Here is a 16,216-nt window from a genome sequence, read left to right as displayed (position 1 = left end):
GGAACGAGGAACCGTGTCCGGATTCGTAGAAAAGCCCGAGCCGTCGCAGGTCCCGGGCCTGGTGCATCTGCACACCGGCAAGGTGCGCGACCTGTACCGGAACGAGGCGGGCGATCTCGTGATGGTCGCCAGCGACCGCATCTCCGCGTACGACTGGGTCCTGCCCACCGAGATCCCCGACAAGGGCCGGGTCCTGACGCAGCTCTCGCTCTGGTGGTTCGACAAGTTCACCGATCTCGCGCCGAGCCATGTCATCTCCACCGACCTCCCGGACGGCGCCCCCGCCGACTGGGCCGGCCGCACACTCATCTGCGAGCCCCTGCGGATGACCCCGGTCGAGTGCGTCGCCCGCGGCTATCTCACCGGCTCCGGTCTCGCGGAGTACGAGCAGACCCGTACCGTCTGCGGACTCGCCCTCCCCGAGGGCCTGGTCGACGGCTCCGAACTGCCGGCGCCGATCTTCACCCCGGCCACGAAGGCCGCCGTCGGCGACCACGACGAGAACGTGTCGTACGAGGAGGTCGCCCGCCGGATCGGCGCCGAGACCGCCGCGCTGCTGCGCCGTACGACGCTCGACGTCTACGGCCGCGCCCGCGACATCGCCCGCGACCGGGGCATCATCCTGGCCGACACGAAGTTCGAGTTCGGCTTCGACACCGACGACCGGCTGGTGCTCGCCGACGAGGTGCTGACCCCGGACTCCTCGCGCTTCTGGCCGGCGGCGACCTGGGAACCGGGCCACGCGCAGCCGTCGTACGACAAGCAGTACGTACGCGACTGGCTGACCTCGCCCGCCTCCGGCTGGGACCGCGCGAGCGAGCAGCCGCCGCCGGAGCTGCCCCAGGAGATCGTGGACGCGACGCGCGCCAAGTACCTGGAGGCGTACGAACTCCTCACCGGCACGCGCTGGTAGCCCCCCGCCGGGCAGCGAAGCCGGACAGCGAGGAACCCCCGGCCGGTGATCCGGCCGGGGGTTCCTGTGCTGAGCGGACGACCAGGTTCGAACTGGCGACCTCAACCTTGGCAAGGTTGCGCTCTACCAACTGAGCTACGTCCGCGTGCGCCGTGGCGCGAGCCCCACTATACCCAACCTCGCTCGCGGGCGAGACGCACCGCCGTGTGCCGACTCGAAGCACCCAGTTTGGACGCGGCGGACGACAGGTAGTTCCGTACGGTGCCCTGCGACAGCGAGGCCCATTCCGCGATGTCGGCGATCGGCGCCCCGTCGGCGGCCAGCTCCAGCACCTCGGCCTCGCGCGCCGTCAGCGGTGAGTCGCCGGCGGAGATCGCGTCTGCCGCCAACTCCGGGTCCACGTGCCGGTTTCCGGCGTGCACGGTGCGGATGATCTCGGCGAGCTGCCGGGCGCTGACGGTCTTCGGTACGAAGCCGCGCACCCCCGCGGCCAGGGCCCGCTTGAGATGACCGGGGCGGCCGTGACTGGTGACGATCATCGTCCGGCAGCCGGGCAGTTCGGTACGGAGCGATGTGGCGACCTTCACACCGTCCGCGCCCGGCATCTGGAGATCGAGGACGGCGACGTCCGGGCGGTGTGCCAGTGCCATCGCCAGCGCCTCGGGCCCCGACGCGGCCTCGGCGACGACGGTCAGGTCCTCCTCCAGCCCGAGGAGCGCGGCGAACGCGCCGCGGATCAGATGCTCGTCGTCGGCGAGCAGGATGCGTACGGGGGTGACCGGCGCGGGGCCGGGCAGTGGCGGCTGGCTCACGCGGTCACCTCGCTCGCCCCGGCCGCCCCGCCCGCCCCGGCCGTCTCCGCGAGCTCGGCGGATCCACCACTACCGCTGGTCCGCGTCGGCTCCGCCGCCAGCGGCACCCGGGCCGTGAGCCGGAAGTGGGTGCCGTCCACCGGGCCCGCGTCGAGCGTGCCGCCCAGCGTGGCCAGCCGCTCGCGCAGCCCGGCGAGCCCGGCCCCCGCCGGCCCGGGCGGGCCCTCCGCGCCCGCTCGCGCCAGGGCCGCCCGGTCGGGCAGCCCGTCGTTCTCCACGACCAGCACCGCGTCGCACCCCTTCCGTACCGTCAGTCGTACCGTGCACTGCCGCGCGTCCCCGTGGCGCAGCACGTTCGTCGCGGCCTCGCGGACCACCCACCCGAGGGCGGACTGCACATCGGCCGGCAGGTCCGCGAGGCCACCCGCGCCGCCGCCGGAGCCTTCACCTTCGCCGCCGCCGGAGCCGTCACCGGAACCGCCGCTCGCACCGCCACCGGACATGCCCCTCGCACCGCCACCGGCGACGGCGTCCACCACCCCGTCCGTACCGCCCCCGCCCGCACCGTTCCCCGTATCCGCGCCCTCCAGCCGGAAACCGATCCCCGCCGCCCGCAACACGCCCCGCGCGCCCTCCAGTTCGGTGTGCAGGTCCACCTCCCGGTACCCCCGTACGACCGCCCGCACCTCACGCTGCGACTCCCGCGCGATCCGCTGCACCTCGGACATCTGCGTGGCGGCCTGCTCCGTACCGCCGCGCTGCGCCAGCTCCACGGCGAGTTCGCTCTTGAGCGCGATCACCGCCAGATTGCGTCCCATCACATCGTGCAGGTCGCGCCCGAAGCGCAGCCGTTCCTCGGCGACGGCGAGCCGCGCCTGGAGCTCACGGGCGCTGTCCAGATCCCACACCGCCTTCACCAGCCAGACCGAGAAGCCGGTGGTGAAGGTCAGGGCCAGTCCCGCGATCAGTACCCCGAGCACGGAACCGAAGAGGGCACCGAACCCCATGCCGAACACCAGCCCCGACAGTGCCACGACCACGATGGAGGCCAGCACGAGCAGGAGCATGTTCTTCACCCGCCGGACGCCGACGACCAGCGAGCCGACGCCGAACCCGGCGAAGGCGATCAGCACGTAGGACAGGCTCTGGATGTCGTCCTTGCTCGACGTGTGGGCCGAGACGAGAGCCATGGTCGCCACGGAACCGACGACGGAGAGCACCGCCGTCCCGGCCATCAGCCGGCTCGGCCTGGCCCGCCTGCCCAGTGTCCAGTCGAGGGCGTACGAGATGTAGGCCCCGGCCGCGAGCGCGTGGGCACAGCCGAGCAGCAGGAACCAGCCGCCGACCGGCGAGCCGGCGCGCGCCACGGTGCCCGTCACCATGACCACCAGCTCGCCGACGATGAAGAGGTGGAAGGACCAGCGGGTGTAGATCTCCACCTTGGCGGGTTTGCTCTTCCCGGCCCACGGCCGTGTCCTGCCCATTACCCTCGCCATGCCGTCCTTCCCACTCCCACCCGTGTCGGCGTGCTCGCCACGCGCGGACGCGCGCCCGGCGTCCGCCGGCGCGCCGTCCGTCGTGACCGTCGCTCAGCGTCGGGGCTCCCAGCGGAACCACCGCTTCACAGCAAACACCGCCAGCACCGACCAGGCCAGAGCATTCAGTCCCGCCGAGACCAGGTCGCCGGTCGCGGTGTCGCCCAGCCAGCCCGCCCGCACCAGGGTCACGATGCCGGTCATCGGCAGCACCTCGCAGACCGACGCGATGGTGTCGGGCAGCGCCTCCAGCGGCATGAACAGGCCCGATCCGACCACCGACAGCAGGAACAGCGGCATGGTGGTGATCTGCGCGCTCTCCACGGTGCGGGTGTACGAGGCCGTGGCCGCGGCCAGCGCCGCCATCAGCCCGATACCCACCAGCACACCCAGCACCAGCAGCTCGGGCCGCTGCGGGGAGCTGACGTCCAGGAACGCGGCGCCGACCGCGACCAGCAGCACACACTGCGCGAGCGCCAGCGCGGCGGCGGGGAGCGCGGTCCCGGTGAGGATCTCCGGATCGGACACCTCGCCCGTACGGAGCCGCTTGAGCACCAGTTCCTCGCGCCTGGCCGTGAACGCGGAGGTGAGGTTCGAGTACACGACCATCAGCAGCACCATGCCGATGCCGCCGGTCAGAGCGATCTCCAGCACGCTCATCCCGGTGTCTTCGAGATCGACGTCCTTCAGCGAGACCTGGACCGAGGCGATCAGCCCGATGGGTACGAACAGCGCCACGAAGAGCGTCGTCCTGTTGCGGATCAGCAGTGTCAGCTCGGCCCGCGCGAGCGCGCCCAGCCGTCCCGCCCTGGTCGTCGTCCCGCCTTCCGCGGCCGTCCCGCGCTTCTGAGTGACTGTCGCGCTCATGCGGCGACCCCCGTTCCCTTGTTGTCGCCCGCACCCGCACCCGCACCGGCGGCCCCGGCTCCCGCGCGCTGCGCCGCGATGTCGAGGAACGCCTCTTCGAGCGAGGCGGACCGGGCATCGAGGCCTGCCAGATGTACGCCGAACTCCTCGGCCCAGCGCAGCAGTTCGGCGAGGTCCCGCTGGAGCTCCTGGGTGCGGATCTCGATCTGCGGACCGTCGGCCGCCGCCCGCAGTGTGAGCGGCAGCTGCCCCGGCGCGACCCCGTCGGGCAGCTTGAACCGGATCCGGGCCGGCCTGGTCGCGGTCACCTCCGCCGGTGTCCCCGCCACCTCGATCCGGCCGCCGTGCATGATCGCCAGCCGGTCCGCGAGGGACTCGGCCTCCTCCAGGTAGTGGGTGGTCAGCAGCACGGTGGTCCCTTCGTCGCGCAGCGCCGCCACCAGGTCCCAGGTGTCCCGGCGGCCCTCGGCGTCGAGGCCGGTCGTCGGTTCGTCGAGGAAGAGCACCTCGGGGCGGCCGAGCAGCGCGAGCGCCAGATCGAGGCGCCGCCGCTCACCACCGGAGAGCTGCTTGACCCGCACACCGGCGCGCTTGGCCATCCCGACGAGATCCAGCGCCTCGTCGACGGGCCGCGCCCCGCTCGTGCAGCCCGACCACATCCGTACGGTCTCCTTGACCGTCAGATCGGTCGGGAAGCCGCCCTCCTGGAGCATCACCCCGGTCCGCGGCCGTACCGCGGCCCTGTCGGTGTACGGGTCGTGTCCCAGCACCCGCACCGTGCCGCCGCTGGGGCGGGCGAGGCCCTCCAGCATCTCCACGGTGGAGGTCTTGCCCGCCCCGTTCGTGCCGAGCAGCGCGAAGACCTCCCCCTCGCCGACGGTGAACGAGATCTCGTCCACCGCCTGGAACCCCCCGGCGTAGGTGCGCCGGAGCCGGTCCACCTCGATGACGTTCCAGTCCACATCCGTGGGCCTTACCGCGTTGTCTCCCCGAGTCGTTGTCATGACTACAAGACTTCCGCCGGATCGGCGCCGGGTTCAGTGCGCGCTGTCACCACTGCTCATGACAAATGTCATCGCTGGGGGCGGGCACGGCGAAGGCCCCAGTCGGAAGTGACCGGGGCCTTCGATGCTGAGCGGACGACCAGGTTCGAACTGGCGACCTCAACCTTGGCAAGGTTGCGCTCTACCAACTGAGCTACGTCCGCAGTGCACCGTCCACCGAGGACGAGCCTCGATGTGATGCGGAGCGGGTGACAGGAATCGCACACTGCGCCTCCCCCTTGGAAAGGGGGCGTTCTACTACTGAACTACACCCGCACGCTGCGTGGGGTTCGGCTTTTCGGCCTTGCCCTTCGGCGTGCTCCAGACTCTAGCCGATCGCCGGGGGTGCTGTGCAACTCCGTTCCCCGGCGAGCCCGGCCGCGCGCCCCGGACCGGACACTTCCTCAACTCGCCTCGCGGAAGGCCTCGTAGACCCGCTTGGGGATCCGGCCGCGGGCCGGCACCTCCATCCGGTGCGAGAGCGCCCAGGCGCGTACCGCGGCCGGGTCGGGCGCCAGGGCGGTGTGCCGGTACGACTTACGGTTCTTTCCGGCGTGCGTCTGCCGGCGGCCCGCGGAGAGGTACGGGGCGAGGGCCTTGCGCAGTTTCTTTGCATTGGCGGGATTGAGGTCGATCTCGTACGACTTCCCGTCGAGGCCGAACGTGACCGTTTCCGCCGCTTCCCCGCCGTCGATGTCGTCGGAGAGCGTGACCACTACGCGTTGCGCCACGGATATCGGTCCTTTCCTGCGGCACCGCCGGGTCCGGCCATGCTTGGGATCATGGCTGACGTGCGGCGACACCGGGCTTCCGGCAGTTTAGGGGCAATGCGGCTTTCTGCTCTATTCCTTTGTACAGCGAACCGCATCGCATTGTGAAGCCCAGCCAATTGCATCAGCGTGTCCGACGGCAATGGCGGGAGCGATTTTTTTCCTGGATTTTTCCCTGTCGTCTCACGGTGCGATATCGACGGAGATCGGTGGAGAGTCCGGCACTGCGTGGATATCTACCCGCGTAGATTTTCGCTGCGGGTACGCTGAAGGCACTCGGGGGGTCGGGGGATTCCCCGGCGGAACCACAGCCGCGGACAGCTGCACACAGCCGCACCACACAGCCGCACCACACCACCGGGAGTGCCAGTGGCACGCGTCGTAGTCGACGTCATGCTCAAGCCGGAGATCCTCGACCCGCAAGGACAAGCAGTGCAGCGCGCACTGCCCCGGCTGGGTTTCGACGGGATCGCGGACGTCCGACAGGGAAAGCGTTTCGAGCTGGAGGTGGAGGGCCCGGTCGACGAGGCCGCCCTCGCCCGCATCCACGAGATGGCCGAGACGTTCCTCGCCAACACCGTCATCGAGGACTTCGTCGTAAAGGTGGAGTCGTGACCACTCGTATCGGAGTCGTCACTTTCCCCGGCACACTCGACGACCGCGACAGTCTTCGCGCCGTGCGGATCGCCGGCGCCGAGCCCGTCGCACTCTGGCACCGCGACAAGGACATCAAGCAGGTAGACGCCGTCGTCCTGGCGGGCGGATTCAGCTACGGCGACTATCTGCGCGCCGGTGCCATTTCGCGATTCTCGCCGGTGATGGAGACGGTCATCGAGCAGGCGAAGGCCGGTATGCCGGTCCTCGGCATCTGCAACGGCTTCCAGATCCTCACCGAAACGCATCTGCTGCCGGGCGCGATGCTGCGCAACAACCATCTGCACTTCATCTGCCGCGACCAGAAGCTCCGCGTGGAGAACGCGGAGACCGCGTGGACCGCCGACTACGAGGCGGGCCAGTCCATCTCCGTACCGCTGAAGAACATCGACGGCCGGTACGTGGCCGCCGAGTCGGTCCTGGACGAGCTGGAGGCCGAGGGCCGGGTCGCCTTCCGTTATCTGGACGGCAACCCGAACGGCTCGCTCCGCGACATCGCGGGCATCACCAACGCGGCGGGCAATGTCGTGGGTCTGATGCCGCACCCCGAGCACGCCGTCGAACCGCTGATCGGTACGGGCCGTACCGACGGGCTCGGATTCTTCACCTCGATCCTGAGGAAGCTGGTAAGCGCCTGATGACGATCAAGAACCTGGACACCGTCAAGAACGCGACGGGGACGCCCGACGTCGACCAGCCCTGGAAGGAACTCGGCCTCAAGGAGGACGAGTACGCCCGGATCCGCGAGATCCTGGAGCGCCGGCCCACCGGCGCCGAGCTGGCCATGTACTCGGTCATGTGGTCCGAGCACTGCTCGTACAAGAGCAGCAAGGTGCATCTCAGGCAGTTCGGCGACAAGGCCCCCGCCAGCGACGCGATGCTCGTCGGCATCGGGGAGAACGCGGGCGTCGTGGACGTCGGCCAGGGGTACGCGGTGACCTTCAAGGTCGAGTCGCACAACCACCCCTCGTACATCGAGCCCTACCAGGGCGCGGCGACCGGCGTCGGCGGCATCGTCCGCGACATCCTCGCCATGGGCGCCCGGCCGGTCGCCGTCGTGGACCCGCTGCGCTTCGGCGCGGCCGACCACCCCGACACCCGGCGCGTGCTGCCCGGCGTCGTCGCCGGCATCGGCGGCTACGGCAACTGCCTGGGCCTGCCGAACATCGGTGGCGAGGTCGTCTTCGACTCCTGCTACCAGGGCAACCCGCTGGTCAACGCGGGCTGCATCGGCGTGATGAAGCACGAGGACATCCACCTCGCGCAGGCGTCGGGCCCCGGGAACAAGGTGATCCTGTACGGCGCCAGGACCGGCGGCGACGGCATCGGCGGCGTCTCGGTGCTCGCGTCCGAGACCTTCGAGTCGACCGGACCGGCCAAGCGTCCGGCCGTGCAGGTCGGTGACCCGTTCCAGGAGAAGCTCCTCATCGAGTGCACCCTGGAGATCTTCGCCGAGAAGCTGGTCGCCGGTATCCAGGACCTCGGCGGCGCCGGGCTCTCCTGCGCGACGAGCGAGCTGGCGTCGGCCGGCTCCGGCGGCATGCGGGTCGAGCTGGACACCGTCCCGCTGCGTGACTCGTCCCTCTCGCCCGAGGAAATCCTCATGAGCGAGTCGCAGGAACGCATGTGCGCGGTCGTCGAGCCCGACAAGGTCGACCGGTTCATGGAGATCTGCGAGAAGTGGGACGTCATCGCGACCGTCATCGGTGAGGTCACCGAGGGCACCCGCCTGGAGATCTACTGGCACGGCGAGCAGATCGTCGACGTGCCGCCGCGCTCCGTGGCGCACGACGGCCCCGTCTACCAGCGGCCGTACGCCCGCCCCGAGTGGCAGGACGCGCTCCAGGCCGACGACGCGGGCAGGCTCGCCCGGCCCGCTGACTCGGCGGAACTGCGCGAGCAGGTGCTGCGGCTCGTGGGGTCGCCCAACCAGGCGTCGAAGGCGTGGATCACCGACCAGTACGACCGCTTCGTGCAGGGCAACACGGTGCTCGCGCAGCCCGAGGACGCGGGCATGGTCCGCATCGACGAGTCGACCAACCTCGGCGTGGCGATGGCGACGGACGGCAACGGCCGGTTCGCCAAGCTCGACCCGTACGCGGGCGCGCAGCTCGCGCTGGCGGAGGCGTACCGCAACGTCGCCGCCTCCGGTGCCAGGCCGCTCGCCATCTCCGACTGCCTGAACTTCGGTTCGCCCGAGGACCCGGCCGTCATGTGGCAGTTCGCCGAGGCCACGCGCGGCCTCGCGGACGGCTGTCTCCAGCTGGGCACCCCGGTGACCGGCGGCAACGTCTCGCTCTACAACCAGACCGGTGAGACGGCGATCCACCCGACGCCGGTCGTCGCCGTGCTCGGTGTGATCGACGACGTCACGCGCCGTACGCCGATCGCCTTCGGGGAAACCGGCCAGCTCCTCTATCTGCTGGGCGACACCCGCGAGGAGTTCGGCGGATCGGCCTGGTCTCAGGTGATCCACGACCATCTGGGCGGGCTGCCGCCCGAGGTGGACCTGGACCGGGAGAAGCTGCTCGGCGAGATCCTGATCTCGGGGTCCCGTGACGGCATGATCGACGCGGCCCACGACCTGAGCGACGGCGGTCTGATCCAGGCCGTCACCGAGTCGTGCCTGCGGGGCGGCAAGGGCGCGCGGCTGGTCGTGCCGGACGGGCTGGACGCGTTCACCACGCTGTTCAGCGAGTCGGCGGGGCGCGCGGTCGTGGCCGTGCCGCGCAGCGAGGAGCTGCGCTTCACCGACATGTGCGGCGCGCGGGGGCTGCCCGCGACGCGGATCGGTGTGGTGGACGGCGAAGAGGTCGAGGTCCAGGGCGAGTTCAGCATCCCGCTGAGCGAGCTGCGCTCGGCGCACGAGGGCACGATCGAGGCACTGCTGGCCTGACCGTCCCCGCTTCTCCGTCCTCGATCGCCGGACGGGCCGCCGCACATCGGCGCCCGTCCGGCGATCTTGTCCCGTCCGGCGACCGCCGGAACGGCCCGCTGCACGGCAGCGCGGCGGCGATGCCTTCTTATGCCCGGTGAAGACCCCGCGGCCCTGGGGCTCGGGACCGGGTGTGCCCGGGTGGCGGTGCGTCCCGGTTCGCGGCCGGCTGTGAACCGGCGTCGCCGGGCGGTGGCCCCCGGGCGCGGCGGCGAGGCCCGCGACCGTGGCCGAGACCCGTCGTCCCCGCAGGACGGTGCCGGGCCGACCGCCCGGTGAAGCCGGTGCGGGCGTCGCGTTAGCCTCCCCGCATGCCACCGGCCAAGAAGCGCAAGCAGCGCGTTTACGACTCCGACAAGACCCGTACCGCCGTCCTCACCCAGTTCGCGCACGTGCGCGAAGCGGTCGTCGCACTCACACCCGAGCAGCTCGCCCGGCCCGCCGGGCTCGGTGACTGGACCGTGCGGGAGCTGGCCGCGCATCTGTGCATGGGTGTCGAGAGCGTCGGCCGGGCGCTGGAGCAGCCCGCACCGCCCGTGGCGGAGGTCGGCCTGCCCGGCTGGGCGTTCACCACCGCCGCGGTGGCCACCCCCATCTCGGACGACGTCAAGGTGTACGCGGCCTCCGCCGAACCCGCCGAGCTGTTCGAGCGCACGGCCGGCCGGATCACCGCGCTGCTGCCCGGCGCCCCGGCCGGCCGGCTGATCGGCGTCCGGGTCGGCGCGATGCGCCTCGGCGACTTCCTGGTCACCCGCACCGTGGAACTCGTCGTCCACACCGACGACCTGAACCGGGCCGCCGGGCTCGACATCCCCTTCGACCGGCAGGCGCTCGCCGCCTGCACCCGGCTGCTCGCCGACGCGCTCGCGGAGAAGGCGCCCGGCGCGTCGACGGAGGTACGGATCCCGCCGTACGCCGTCGTCCAGTGCGTGGAGGGCCCCCGGCACACCCGCGGCACCCCGCCGAACGTCGTCGAGACCGACCCGCTCACCTGGCTGAGACTGGCCACCGGACGTACGACATGGGCCCAGGCACTCGCGTCGGCGCAGGTCAGCGCCAGTGGCGAACGCGCGGATCTCGCCACCCTGCTGCCGGTCATGAGCTGACCGGGACCCGGTCGGATGCCGCGTCCGGCCCCGGTACGGAACCGGACGGGGACCTGCCTCGTCCCACCGGTATGCGGAAACAGCCAGTGACCATCGTCACCGCCCTCACGACCCTGTCCCTCCTCGCCCTCGCCGGGTGCGGCACGGAATCCGGCAGAGGCTCCGACGGGGCGGCCGAGGCCGGCAGCTCCGTGCAGTCCGATCAGCCCCTGACCGACGTGCGCTGGAGCATCGAGAGCCTCAGCGTCAACGGAAAGAAGACCGCGGCCCCCGCCGGGGCCACCGTGGAGATCGACTCCAAGGGCAAGGTCGAGGCCCGCACCGGATGCAACTCCATCGGTGCCAAGGCCACCATCGACGGCGACACGATCACTGTCGGTGAGAAGCGGACGACGCTCATCGCCTGTCCCGAGGAGCTCGCCGCCTTCGAGCAGGCGCTCAGCGGCGCCTTCGAGGGCAAGCTCAAGGCCAAGGTCGAGGACAAGACGCTCACCCTCACCGGCGCCGGCGGCGACTCCATCACCATGTCCGCCCAGAAGCCCGCCCCGCTCGTGGGCACGGGATGGACCGTGACCAGCCTTCTTTCCGGTGGTACGGCCGGCTCGCTGCCCAAGGACAAGAAGGGCGAGACCGGAAAGGCGACGCTCACTTTCGCCAAGGACGGCACCGTGAGCGGCAGCCTCGGCTGCAACACGTTCTCGGCACCCGCCGAGACCACGGACTCCACGATCACCTTCGGGCCGGTCAGGTCCACCAAGAAGATCTGCCCGGAGCCGGGGATGTCCCTGGAGACCGAGCTCCTGAAGGTGCTCGACGGGAAGGTGACGTATGAGGTGCACCACCGTGAGCTGACCCTGAAGGCGGCCGACGGCAACGGCCTCGGAGCCGCAGCGGGCACCCCCGCGAAGTAGTGCGGGCACGGTTCCCCCTGGTGAGCGGGGACCCGTCCGAACGGGCCGGCGGCGACACGCCGCCGGCCCGTTCTGCCGTCCACCTCACGGCCCACTTCCGTACCGCATTCGGACCAGCGCTCGATCTCGCCTACACTCGGTGGCGTGCCTCGTGGTGATGGACGACTCAACCACGACCTCCTCCCTGGCGAGAAGGGCCCTCAGGACGCCTGCGGCGTCTTCGGAGTCTGGGCCCCCGGTGAAGAGGTCGCCAAGCTCACCTACTTCGGACTGTATGCACTGCAACACCGCGGACAGGAGTCCGCGGGCATCGCAGTGAGCAACGGCTCCCAGATCCTTGTCTTCAAGGACATGGGCCTTGTCTCACAGGTCTTCGACGAAACCTCCCTCGGCTCCCTCCAGGGCCATATCGCCGTGGGTCACGCCCGGTACTCCACCACCGGAGCCTCGGTGTGGGAGAACGCGCAGCCGACCTTCAGGGCGACCGCCCACGGCTCCATCGCGCTCGGCCACAACGGCAATCTGGTCAACACGGCCGAGCTGGCCGGACTGGTCGCCGACCTCCCCAAGGAGAACGGCCGCACGACCCGCGTCGCCGCCACCAACGACACCGATCTGATCACGGCGCTGCTGGCCGGGCAGACGGACGACGACGGCAAGCCCCTCACCGTCGAACAGGCCGCTCCGCAGGTCCTGCGGCACGCCAAGGGCGCCTTCTCGCTCGTCTTCATGGACGAGCACACCCTGTACGCGGCCCGGGACCCGCAGGGCATCCGCCCGCTGGTCCTCGGCAGGCTCGAACGCGGCTGGGTCGTGGCGTCCGAGAGCGCGGCCCTCGACATCTGCGGCGCCTCCTACGTCCGGGAGATCGAGCCCGGCGAGCTGGTCGCCATCGACGAGAACGGCCTGCGCACCTCGCGATTCGCTGAAGCGAAGCCCAAGGGCTGTGTCTTCGAGTACGTGTACCTGGCCCGCCCCGACACCGACATCGCCGGCCGGAACGTCTACCTCTCCCGCGTGGAGATGGGCCGCAAGCTCGCCCAGGAAGCGCCCGCCGACGCCGATCTCGTCATAGCCACGCCGGAGTCCGGCACACCCGCCGCGATCGGTTACGCGGAGGAGAGCGGCATCCCGTACGGCTCGGGACTGGTGAAGAACGCGTATGTGGGCCGGACCTTCATCCAGCCCTCCCAGACGATCCGCCAGCTCGGCATCCGGCTGAAACTCAATCCTCTTAAAGAGGTCATCAGGGGCAAACGCCTGGTGGTCGTCGACGACTCGATCGTCCGCGGCAACACCCAGCGCGCCCTGGTCAAGATGCTCCGTGAGGCCGGCGCCGCCGAGGTCCACATCCGGATCTCGTCCCCGCCCGTGAAGTGGCCGTGCTTCTTCGGCATCGACTTCGCGACCCGCGCGGAGCTGATCGCCAACGGCATGTCCATCGACGAGATCGGCACGTCACTGGGCGCCGACTCGCTCTCGTACATCTCCATCGACGGCATGATCGAGGCGACGACCATCGCCAAGCCGAACCTCTGCCGCGCCTGCTTCGACGGCGAGTACCCGATGGACCTGCCCGATCCGGAGCTCCTCGGCAAGCAGCTGCTGGAGACCGAGCTGGCGGGCGGCGCCGACGCCGCCGACGCGCTCAGGCGGCCGTAACAGCGGCCGTGAGCGGCCGTGAACGTGCCCGTACGGCCCGCCGCGACCCCTCCTCCGGCCGCGGCGGCCCGCAGCCACGTCCCGGACGGACGGATCCCGCCCCCGAACCGAACCCCCGCAGCACCGACACGAAAGCTCCCTGCCATGCCAGCTGAATCCTCCGGTGCCTCCTACGCCGCCGCGGGCGTCGACATCGAGGCCGGCGACCGCGCCGTCGAGCTGATGAAGGAGTGGGTGAAGAAGACCCAGCGCCCCGAGACCGTCGGCGGCCTCGGCGGCTTCGCCGGTCTCTTCGACGCCTCCGCACTCAAGCGATACGAGCGCCCGCTGCTCGCCTCGGCCACCGACGGCGTGGGTACGAAGGTCGACCTGGCCCGCAAGATGGGCGTCTACGACACGATCGGCCACGATCTCGTGGGCATGGTCGTCGACGACCTGGTGGTGTGCGGCGCCGAACCGCTGTTCATGACCGACTACATCTGCGTCGGGAAGGTCTTCCCCGAACGGGTCGCCGCGATCGTCAAGGGCATCGCCGAGGGCTGTGTACTGGCCGGCTGCGCCCTGGTGGGCGGCGAGACCGCCGAGCACCCCGGCCTCCTCGGGGAGGACGACTTCGACGTCGCCGGCGCCGGTACGGGTGTGGTCGAGGCCGACCGGCTGCTGGGCGCGGATCGTATCCGTACGGGTGATGTCGTGATCGCGATGGCGTCCTCCGGGCTTCACTCCAACGGGTACTCACTCGTCCGGCACGTCGTGTTCGACCGGCTCGGCTGGTCGCTGGAGCGGGAGGTCGAGGAGTTCGGCCGTACGCTCGGCGCGGAGCTGCTGGAGCCCACCAAGATCTACTCGCTGGACTGCCTGGCGCTGACCAGGACCGCCGAGGTGCACGCGTTCAGCCACATCACCGGCGGCGGCCTCGCCAACAACCTGGCGCGGGTCGTCCCGGACCATCTGCACGCGACGGTGGACCGTTCGACCTGGGCACCCGGCGCCGTCTTCGACCTGATCGGCTCGGCCGGTCAGGTGGAGCGCACGGAGCTGGAGAAGACGCTCAACATGGGCGTCGGCATGATCGCCGTCGTTCCCGAGCAGTCGGTGGACACCGCGCTCACCACGCTCGCCGACCGGGGTGTGGACGCCTGGGTGGCCGGCGGCATCGTGGACCGGCAGAGCAGCGTGTCCACGGGCGCGGCGCTGACCGGGGACTATGCGAGCTAGCGGATCCCCGGTGCCGACGGGGCACCGGTGTCATGGTGAAACCCGGTCCGGGGAGCCCGGACCGGGTCACATGAGTGATTTCTTGAGGTGTACGTACGTCAAGCGCCGCGACGCTGTGACGACGGGCCGGACTCCTCGTCCTCGTCGTCGTCGTTGTACAGCTTCGCGTACTGTGCGTACGGGTCATCTTCCTCGTCGTCATCCTCGAACGGCTCAGCGTTCGGCGGTTGACTCGAAGGCGATGCGCCCAGCTCGTTGGCCAGACGCGACAGGTCAGTCCCGCCGCTGTTGTACTTCAGCTGGCGGGCGACCTTTGTCTGCTTGGCCTTGGCCCGGCCGCGCCCCATGGCTCGACCCCCTCGGTGACGGGGCTCCACGGCCCCAGAGTCTTGACACGCGTTCATGTTTCAGAACGAGCTCTCCGCAGAGAGACCCGTCCTTAGGACTTCAACGGTACCTGCTTCCGCGGCCATACGGTACGCCGCCCGCATGACGCGCCTCGGCGCGGGACCGGCGGGAACGGCTGTCCCCGCTGGTCAGCTGCGATTTTAACCTCTTCTTGAGGGGCGACCCGCCGACCGGGGTGAGTCTCGTCTCCCCCGGGGCGGCGCGGTGGCGCCGCGCCGGCCGGCCACCCTTCCGGACGTCAGCGGAGGCGGGCCTCCGAGATGCGCTGCTCGGCGATCCTGTCGGCCGCCGCGGCCGGCGGAATCCCGTCTTCCTTCGCACGTGCGAATATTGAAAGCGTCGTGTCGAAGATCTTCGCGGCCTTCGCCCTGCACCGCTCGAAGTCGAATCCGTGCAGCTCGTCGGCGACCTGGATCACCCCGCCCGCGTTCACCACGTAGTCCGGCGCGTAGAGGATCCCGCGGTCGGCGAGGTCCTTCTCGACGCCGGGGTGGGAGAGCTGGTTGTTGGCCGCGCCGCACACCACCTTCGCGGTCATGACCGGCACGGAGTCGTCGTTCAGCGCCCCGCCGAGCGCGCACGGCGCGTAGACGTCCAGCCCCTCGGAGCGGATCAGCGCGTCGGTGTCGGCGGCCACGGCGACCCCGGGGTGCCGCTCGGTGATCCGGTGCACGGACTCGTCCCGTACATCGGTGATCACGACGGAGGCGCCGTCCTGGAGCAGATGCTCGACCAGGTGGTGCCCGACCTTGCCGACGCCCGCGACGCCGACCCTGCGGCCGCGCAGCGACGCCTCGCCCCACAGGTGCTGGGCGCTGGCGCGCATCCCCTGGAAGACACCGAACGCCGTCAGTACGGAGGAATCGCCGGCGCCGCCGTTCTCGGGGGAGCGGCCGGTCGTCCAGCGGCACTCACGGGCGACGACGTCCATGTCGGCGACGTACGTACCGACGTCGCAGGCCGTCACGTAGCGGCCACCCAGCGAGGCCACGAACCGGCCGTACGCGAGCAGCAGCTCCTCCGACTTGATCTGCTCGGGGTCCCCGATGATCACGGCCTTGCCGCCGCCGTGGTCGAGACCGGCCATGGCGTTTTTGTACGACATCCCCCGCGACAGGTTCAGCGCGTCGGCGACGGCTTCCTCGTCGGAGGCGTACGGGTAGAAACGGGTGCCGCCGAGGCCGGGGCCCAGGGCGGTGGAGTGCAGGGCGATGACTGCCTTGAGCCCGCTGGCGCGGTCCTGGCAGAGGACGACCTGCTCGTGGCCACCCTGTTCCGAGTGGAACAGGGTGTGCAGTACATCGGCGGTTGCGACAGGGGCTCCGGTCACATCGGTCACGGTGGTGACTCCCAAGTACGAAGCGGTGAGTAGCCCCTCCTGG

General features: G+C 70.5%; 15 protein-coding genes and 3 tRNA genes. 8 read left to right on the top strand and 10 right to left on the bottom strand.

Annotated elements, in window-relative coordinates; genetic code table 11:
• Positions 1 to 13: 13 nt before the first annotated feature.
• Complete coding sequence (locus ACZ61E_RS21150; protein ID WP_469701370.1) at positions 14 to 913, top strand: phosphoribosylaminoimidazolesuccinocarboxamide synthase; 900 nt, start codon at positions 14 to 16, stop codon at positions 911 to 913.
• A 72-nt stretch (positions 914 to 985) separates the two neighbouring features.
• Here the strand turns inward: ACZ61E_RS21150 and ACZ61E_RS21145 are convergent.
• From ACZ61E_RS21145 to ACZ61E_RS21110, 8 genes are all read right to left on the bottom strand, one after another.
• Positions 986 to 1,058, bottom strand: a tRNA-Gly gene (locus ACZ61E_RS21145).
• 22 nt (positions 1,059 to 1,080) lie between these two features.
• Positions 1,081 to 1,725 (bottom strand): response regulator, encoded by a 645-nt coding sequence (locus tag ACZ61E_RS21140; protein WP_469701369.1) that lies wholly within the window; start codon positions 1,723 to 1,725, stop codon positions 1,081 to 1,083.
• Complete coding sequence (locus ACZ61E_RS21135) at positions 1,722 to 3,221, bottom strand: sensor histidine kinase (RefSeq protein ID WP_469701368.1); 1,500 nt, start codon at positions 3,219 to 3,221, stop codon at positions 1,722 to 1,724. The genes ACZ61E_RS21140 and ACZ61E_RS21135 overlap by 4 nt, the downstream gene beginning before the upstream one ends.
• A 93-nt stretch (positions 3,222 to 3,314) precedes the next feature.
• Positions 3,315 to 4,127 (bottom strand): ABC transporter permease, encoded by an 813-nt coding sequence (locus tag ACZ61E_RS21130; RefSeq protein WP_469701367.1) that lies wholly within the window; start codon positions 4,125 to 4,127, stop codon positions 3,315 to 3,317.
• Positions 4,124 to 5,131 (bottom strand): ABC transporter ATP-binding protein, encoded by a 1,008-nt coding sequence (locus ACZ61E_RS21125; RefSeq protein ID WP_469701366.1) that lies wholly within the window; start codon positions 5,129 to 5,131, stop codon positions 4,124 to 4,126. Before ACZ61E_RS21125 ends, ACZ61E_RS21130 begins: the two co-directional genes overlap by 4 nt.
• Before the next feature lie 130 nt (positions 5,132 to 5,261).
• A tRNA-Gly gene (locus tag ACZ61E_RS21120) sits at positions 5,262 to 5,334 on the bottom strand.
• 40 nt (positions 5,335 to 5,374) lie between these two features.
• Positions 5,375 to 5,446, bottom strand: a tRNA-Gly gene (locus tag ACZ61E_RS21115).
• A 128-nt stretch (positions 5,447 to 5,574) separates the two neighbouring features.
• Positions 5,575 to 5,901, bottom strand: coding sequence for a histone-like nucleoid-structuring protein Lsr2 (locus tag ACZ61E_RS21110; protein ID WP_203557853.1), 327 nt, complete (start codon positions 5,899 to 5,901; stop codon positions 5,575 to 5,577).
• A 408-nt stretch (positions 5,902 to 6,309) separates the two neighbouring features.
• On the opposite strand from ACZ61E_RS21110, the gene purS reads away from it, so the two are divergent.
• The 7 genes from purS to purM all read left to right on the top strand — a co-directional run bounded on the left by purS (position 6,310) and on the right by purM (position 14,426).
• Complete coding sequence (gene purS / locus ACZ61E_RS21105; RefSeq protein ID WP_078076409.1) at positions 6,310 to 6,555, top strand: phosphoribosylformylglycinamidine synthase subunit PurS; 246 nt, start codon at positions 6,310 to 6,312, stop codon at positions 6,553 to 6,555.
• Positions 6,552 to 7,232, top strand: a complete 681-nt coding sequence (purQ, locus tag ACZ61E_RS21100) for a phosphoribosylformylglycinamidine synthase subunit PurQ (protein ID WP_469701365.1) — start codon at positions 6,552 to 6,554, stop codon at positions 7,230 to 7,232. Before purS ends, purQ begins: the two co-directional genes overlap by 4 nt.
• A complete protein-coding gene (gene purL / locus ACZ61E_RS21095) occupies positions 7,232 to 9,490 on the top strand; it encodes a phosphoribosylformylglycinamidine synthase subunit PurL (RefSeq protein ID WP_469701364.1) in 2,259 nt (752 codons plus the stop codon). The genes purQ and purL overlap by 1 nt, the downstream gene beginning before the upstream one ends.
• Before the next feature lie 350 nt (positions 9,491 to 9,840).
• Positions 9,841 to 10,635 (top strand): maleylpyruvate isomerase family mycothiol-dependent enzyme, encoded by a 795-nt coding sequence (locus ACZ61E_RS21090; protein WP_469701363.1) that lies wholly within the window; start codon positions 9,841 to 9,843, stop codon positions 10,633 to 10,635.
• Positions 10,636 to 10,721: 86 nt separating this feature from the next.
• On the top strand, positions 10,722 to 11,546 hold the full coding sequence (locus ACZ61E_RS21085; RefSeq protein WP_469701362.1) for an META domain-containing protein: 825 nt from the start codon (positions 10,722 to 10,724) through the stop codon (positions 11,544 to 11,546).
• A 144-nt stretch (positions 11,547 to 11,690) separates the two neighbouring features.
• The gene (purF, locus tag ACZ61E_RS21080; protein ID WP_469701361.1) at positions 11,691 to 13,208 is read left to right on the top strand and encodes an amidophosphoribosyltransferase; all 1,518 of its coding nucleotides are present in this window, start codon (positions 11,691 to 11,693) and stop codon (positions 13,206 to 13,208) included.
• A 144-nt stretch (positions 13,209 to 13,352) separates the two neighbouring features.
• Positions 13,353 to 14,426: a phosphoribosylformylglycinamidine cyclo-ligase gene (gene purM, locus ACZ61E_RS21075; protein WP_469701360.1), complete on the top strand. Its 1,074-nt coding sequence runs from the start codon at positions 13,353 to 13,355 to the stop codon at positions 14,424 to 14,426.
• A 98-nt stretch (positions 14,427 to 14,524) separates the two neighbouring features.
• On the opposite strand, the gene ACZ61E_RS21070 is transcribed toward purM, so the two are convergent.
• Both ACZ61E_RS21070 and ACZ61E_RS21065 read right to left on the bottom strand, forming a co-directional pair.
• The gene (locus ACZ61E_RS21070) at positions 14,525 to 14,773 is read right to left on the bottom strand and encodes a DUF3073 domain-containing protein (protein ID WP_469701359.1); all 249 of its coding nucleotides are present in this window, start codon (positions 14,771 to 14,773) and stop codon (positions 14,525 to 14,527) included.
• 299 nt (positions 14,774 to 15,072) lie between these two features.
• On the bottom strand, positions 15,073 to 16,173 hold the full coding sequence (locus tag ACZ61E_RS21065) for a Leu/Phe/Val dehydrogenase (protein WP_469701358.1): 1,101 nt from the start codon (positions 16,171 to 16,173) through the stop codon (positions 15,073 to 15,075).
• Between the last annotated feature and the right edge of the window lie 43 nt (positions 16,174 to 16,216).

Source organism: Streptomyces sp. NPDC104581, from assembly GCF_055583685.1.
Note: the sequence above shows the minus strand (reverse complement) of the source record. Positions and strands in the feature narration are given on the sequence as shown.

Excerpts from the sequence above, each read along its gene's own strand:
- ACZ61E_RS21135 (WP_469701368.1), bottom strand. The coding sequence starts at position 3,221 with ATGGCGAGGGTAATGGGCAGGACACGGCCGTGGGCCGGGAAGAGCAAA.
- ACZ61E_RS21130 (WP_469701367.1), bottom strand. The coding sequence starts at position 4,127 with ATGAGCGCGACAGTCACTCAGAAGCGCGGGACGGCCGCGGAAGGCGGG.
- ACZ61E_RS21125 (WP_469701366.1), bottom strand. The coding sequence starts at position 5,131 with ATGACAACGACTCGGGGAGACAACGCGGTAAGGCCCACGGATGTGGAC.
- purL (WP_469701364.1), top strand. The coding sequence starts at position 7,232 with ATGACGATCAAGAACCTGGACACCGTCAAGAACGCGACGGGGACGCCC.
- ACZ61E_RS21090 (WP_469701363.1), top strand. The coding sequence starts at position 9,841 with ATGCCACCGGCCAAGAAGCGCAAGCAGCGCGTTTACGACTCCGACAAG.
- purM (WP_469701360.1), top strand. The coding sequence starts at position 13,353 with ATGCCAGCTGAATCCTCCGGTGCCTCCTACGCCGCCGCGGGCGTCGAC.
- ACZ61E_RS21070 (WP_469701359.1), bottom strand. The coding sequence starts at position 14,773 with ATGGGGCGCGGCCGGGCCAAGGCCAAGCAGACAAAGGTCGCCCGCCAG.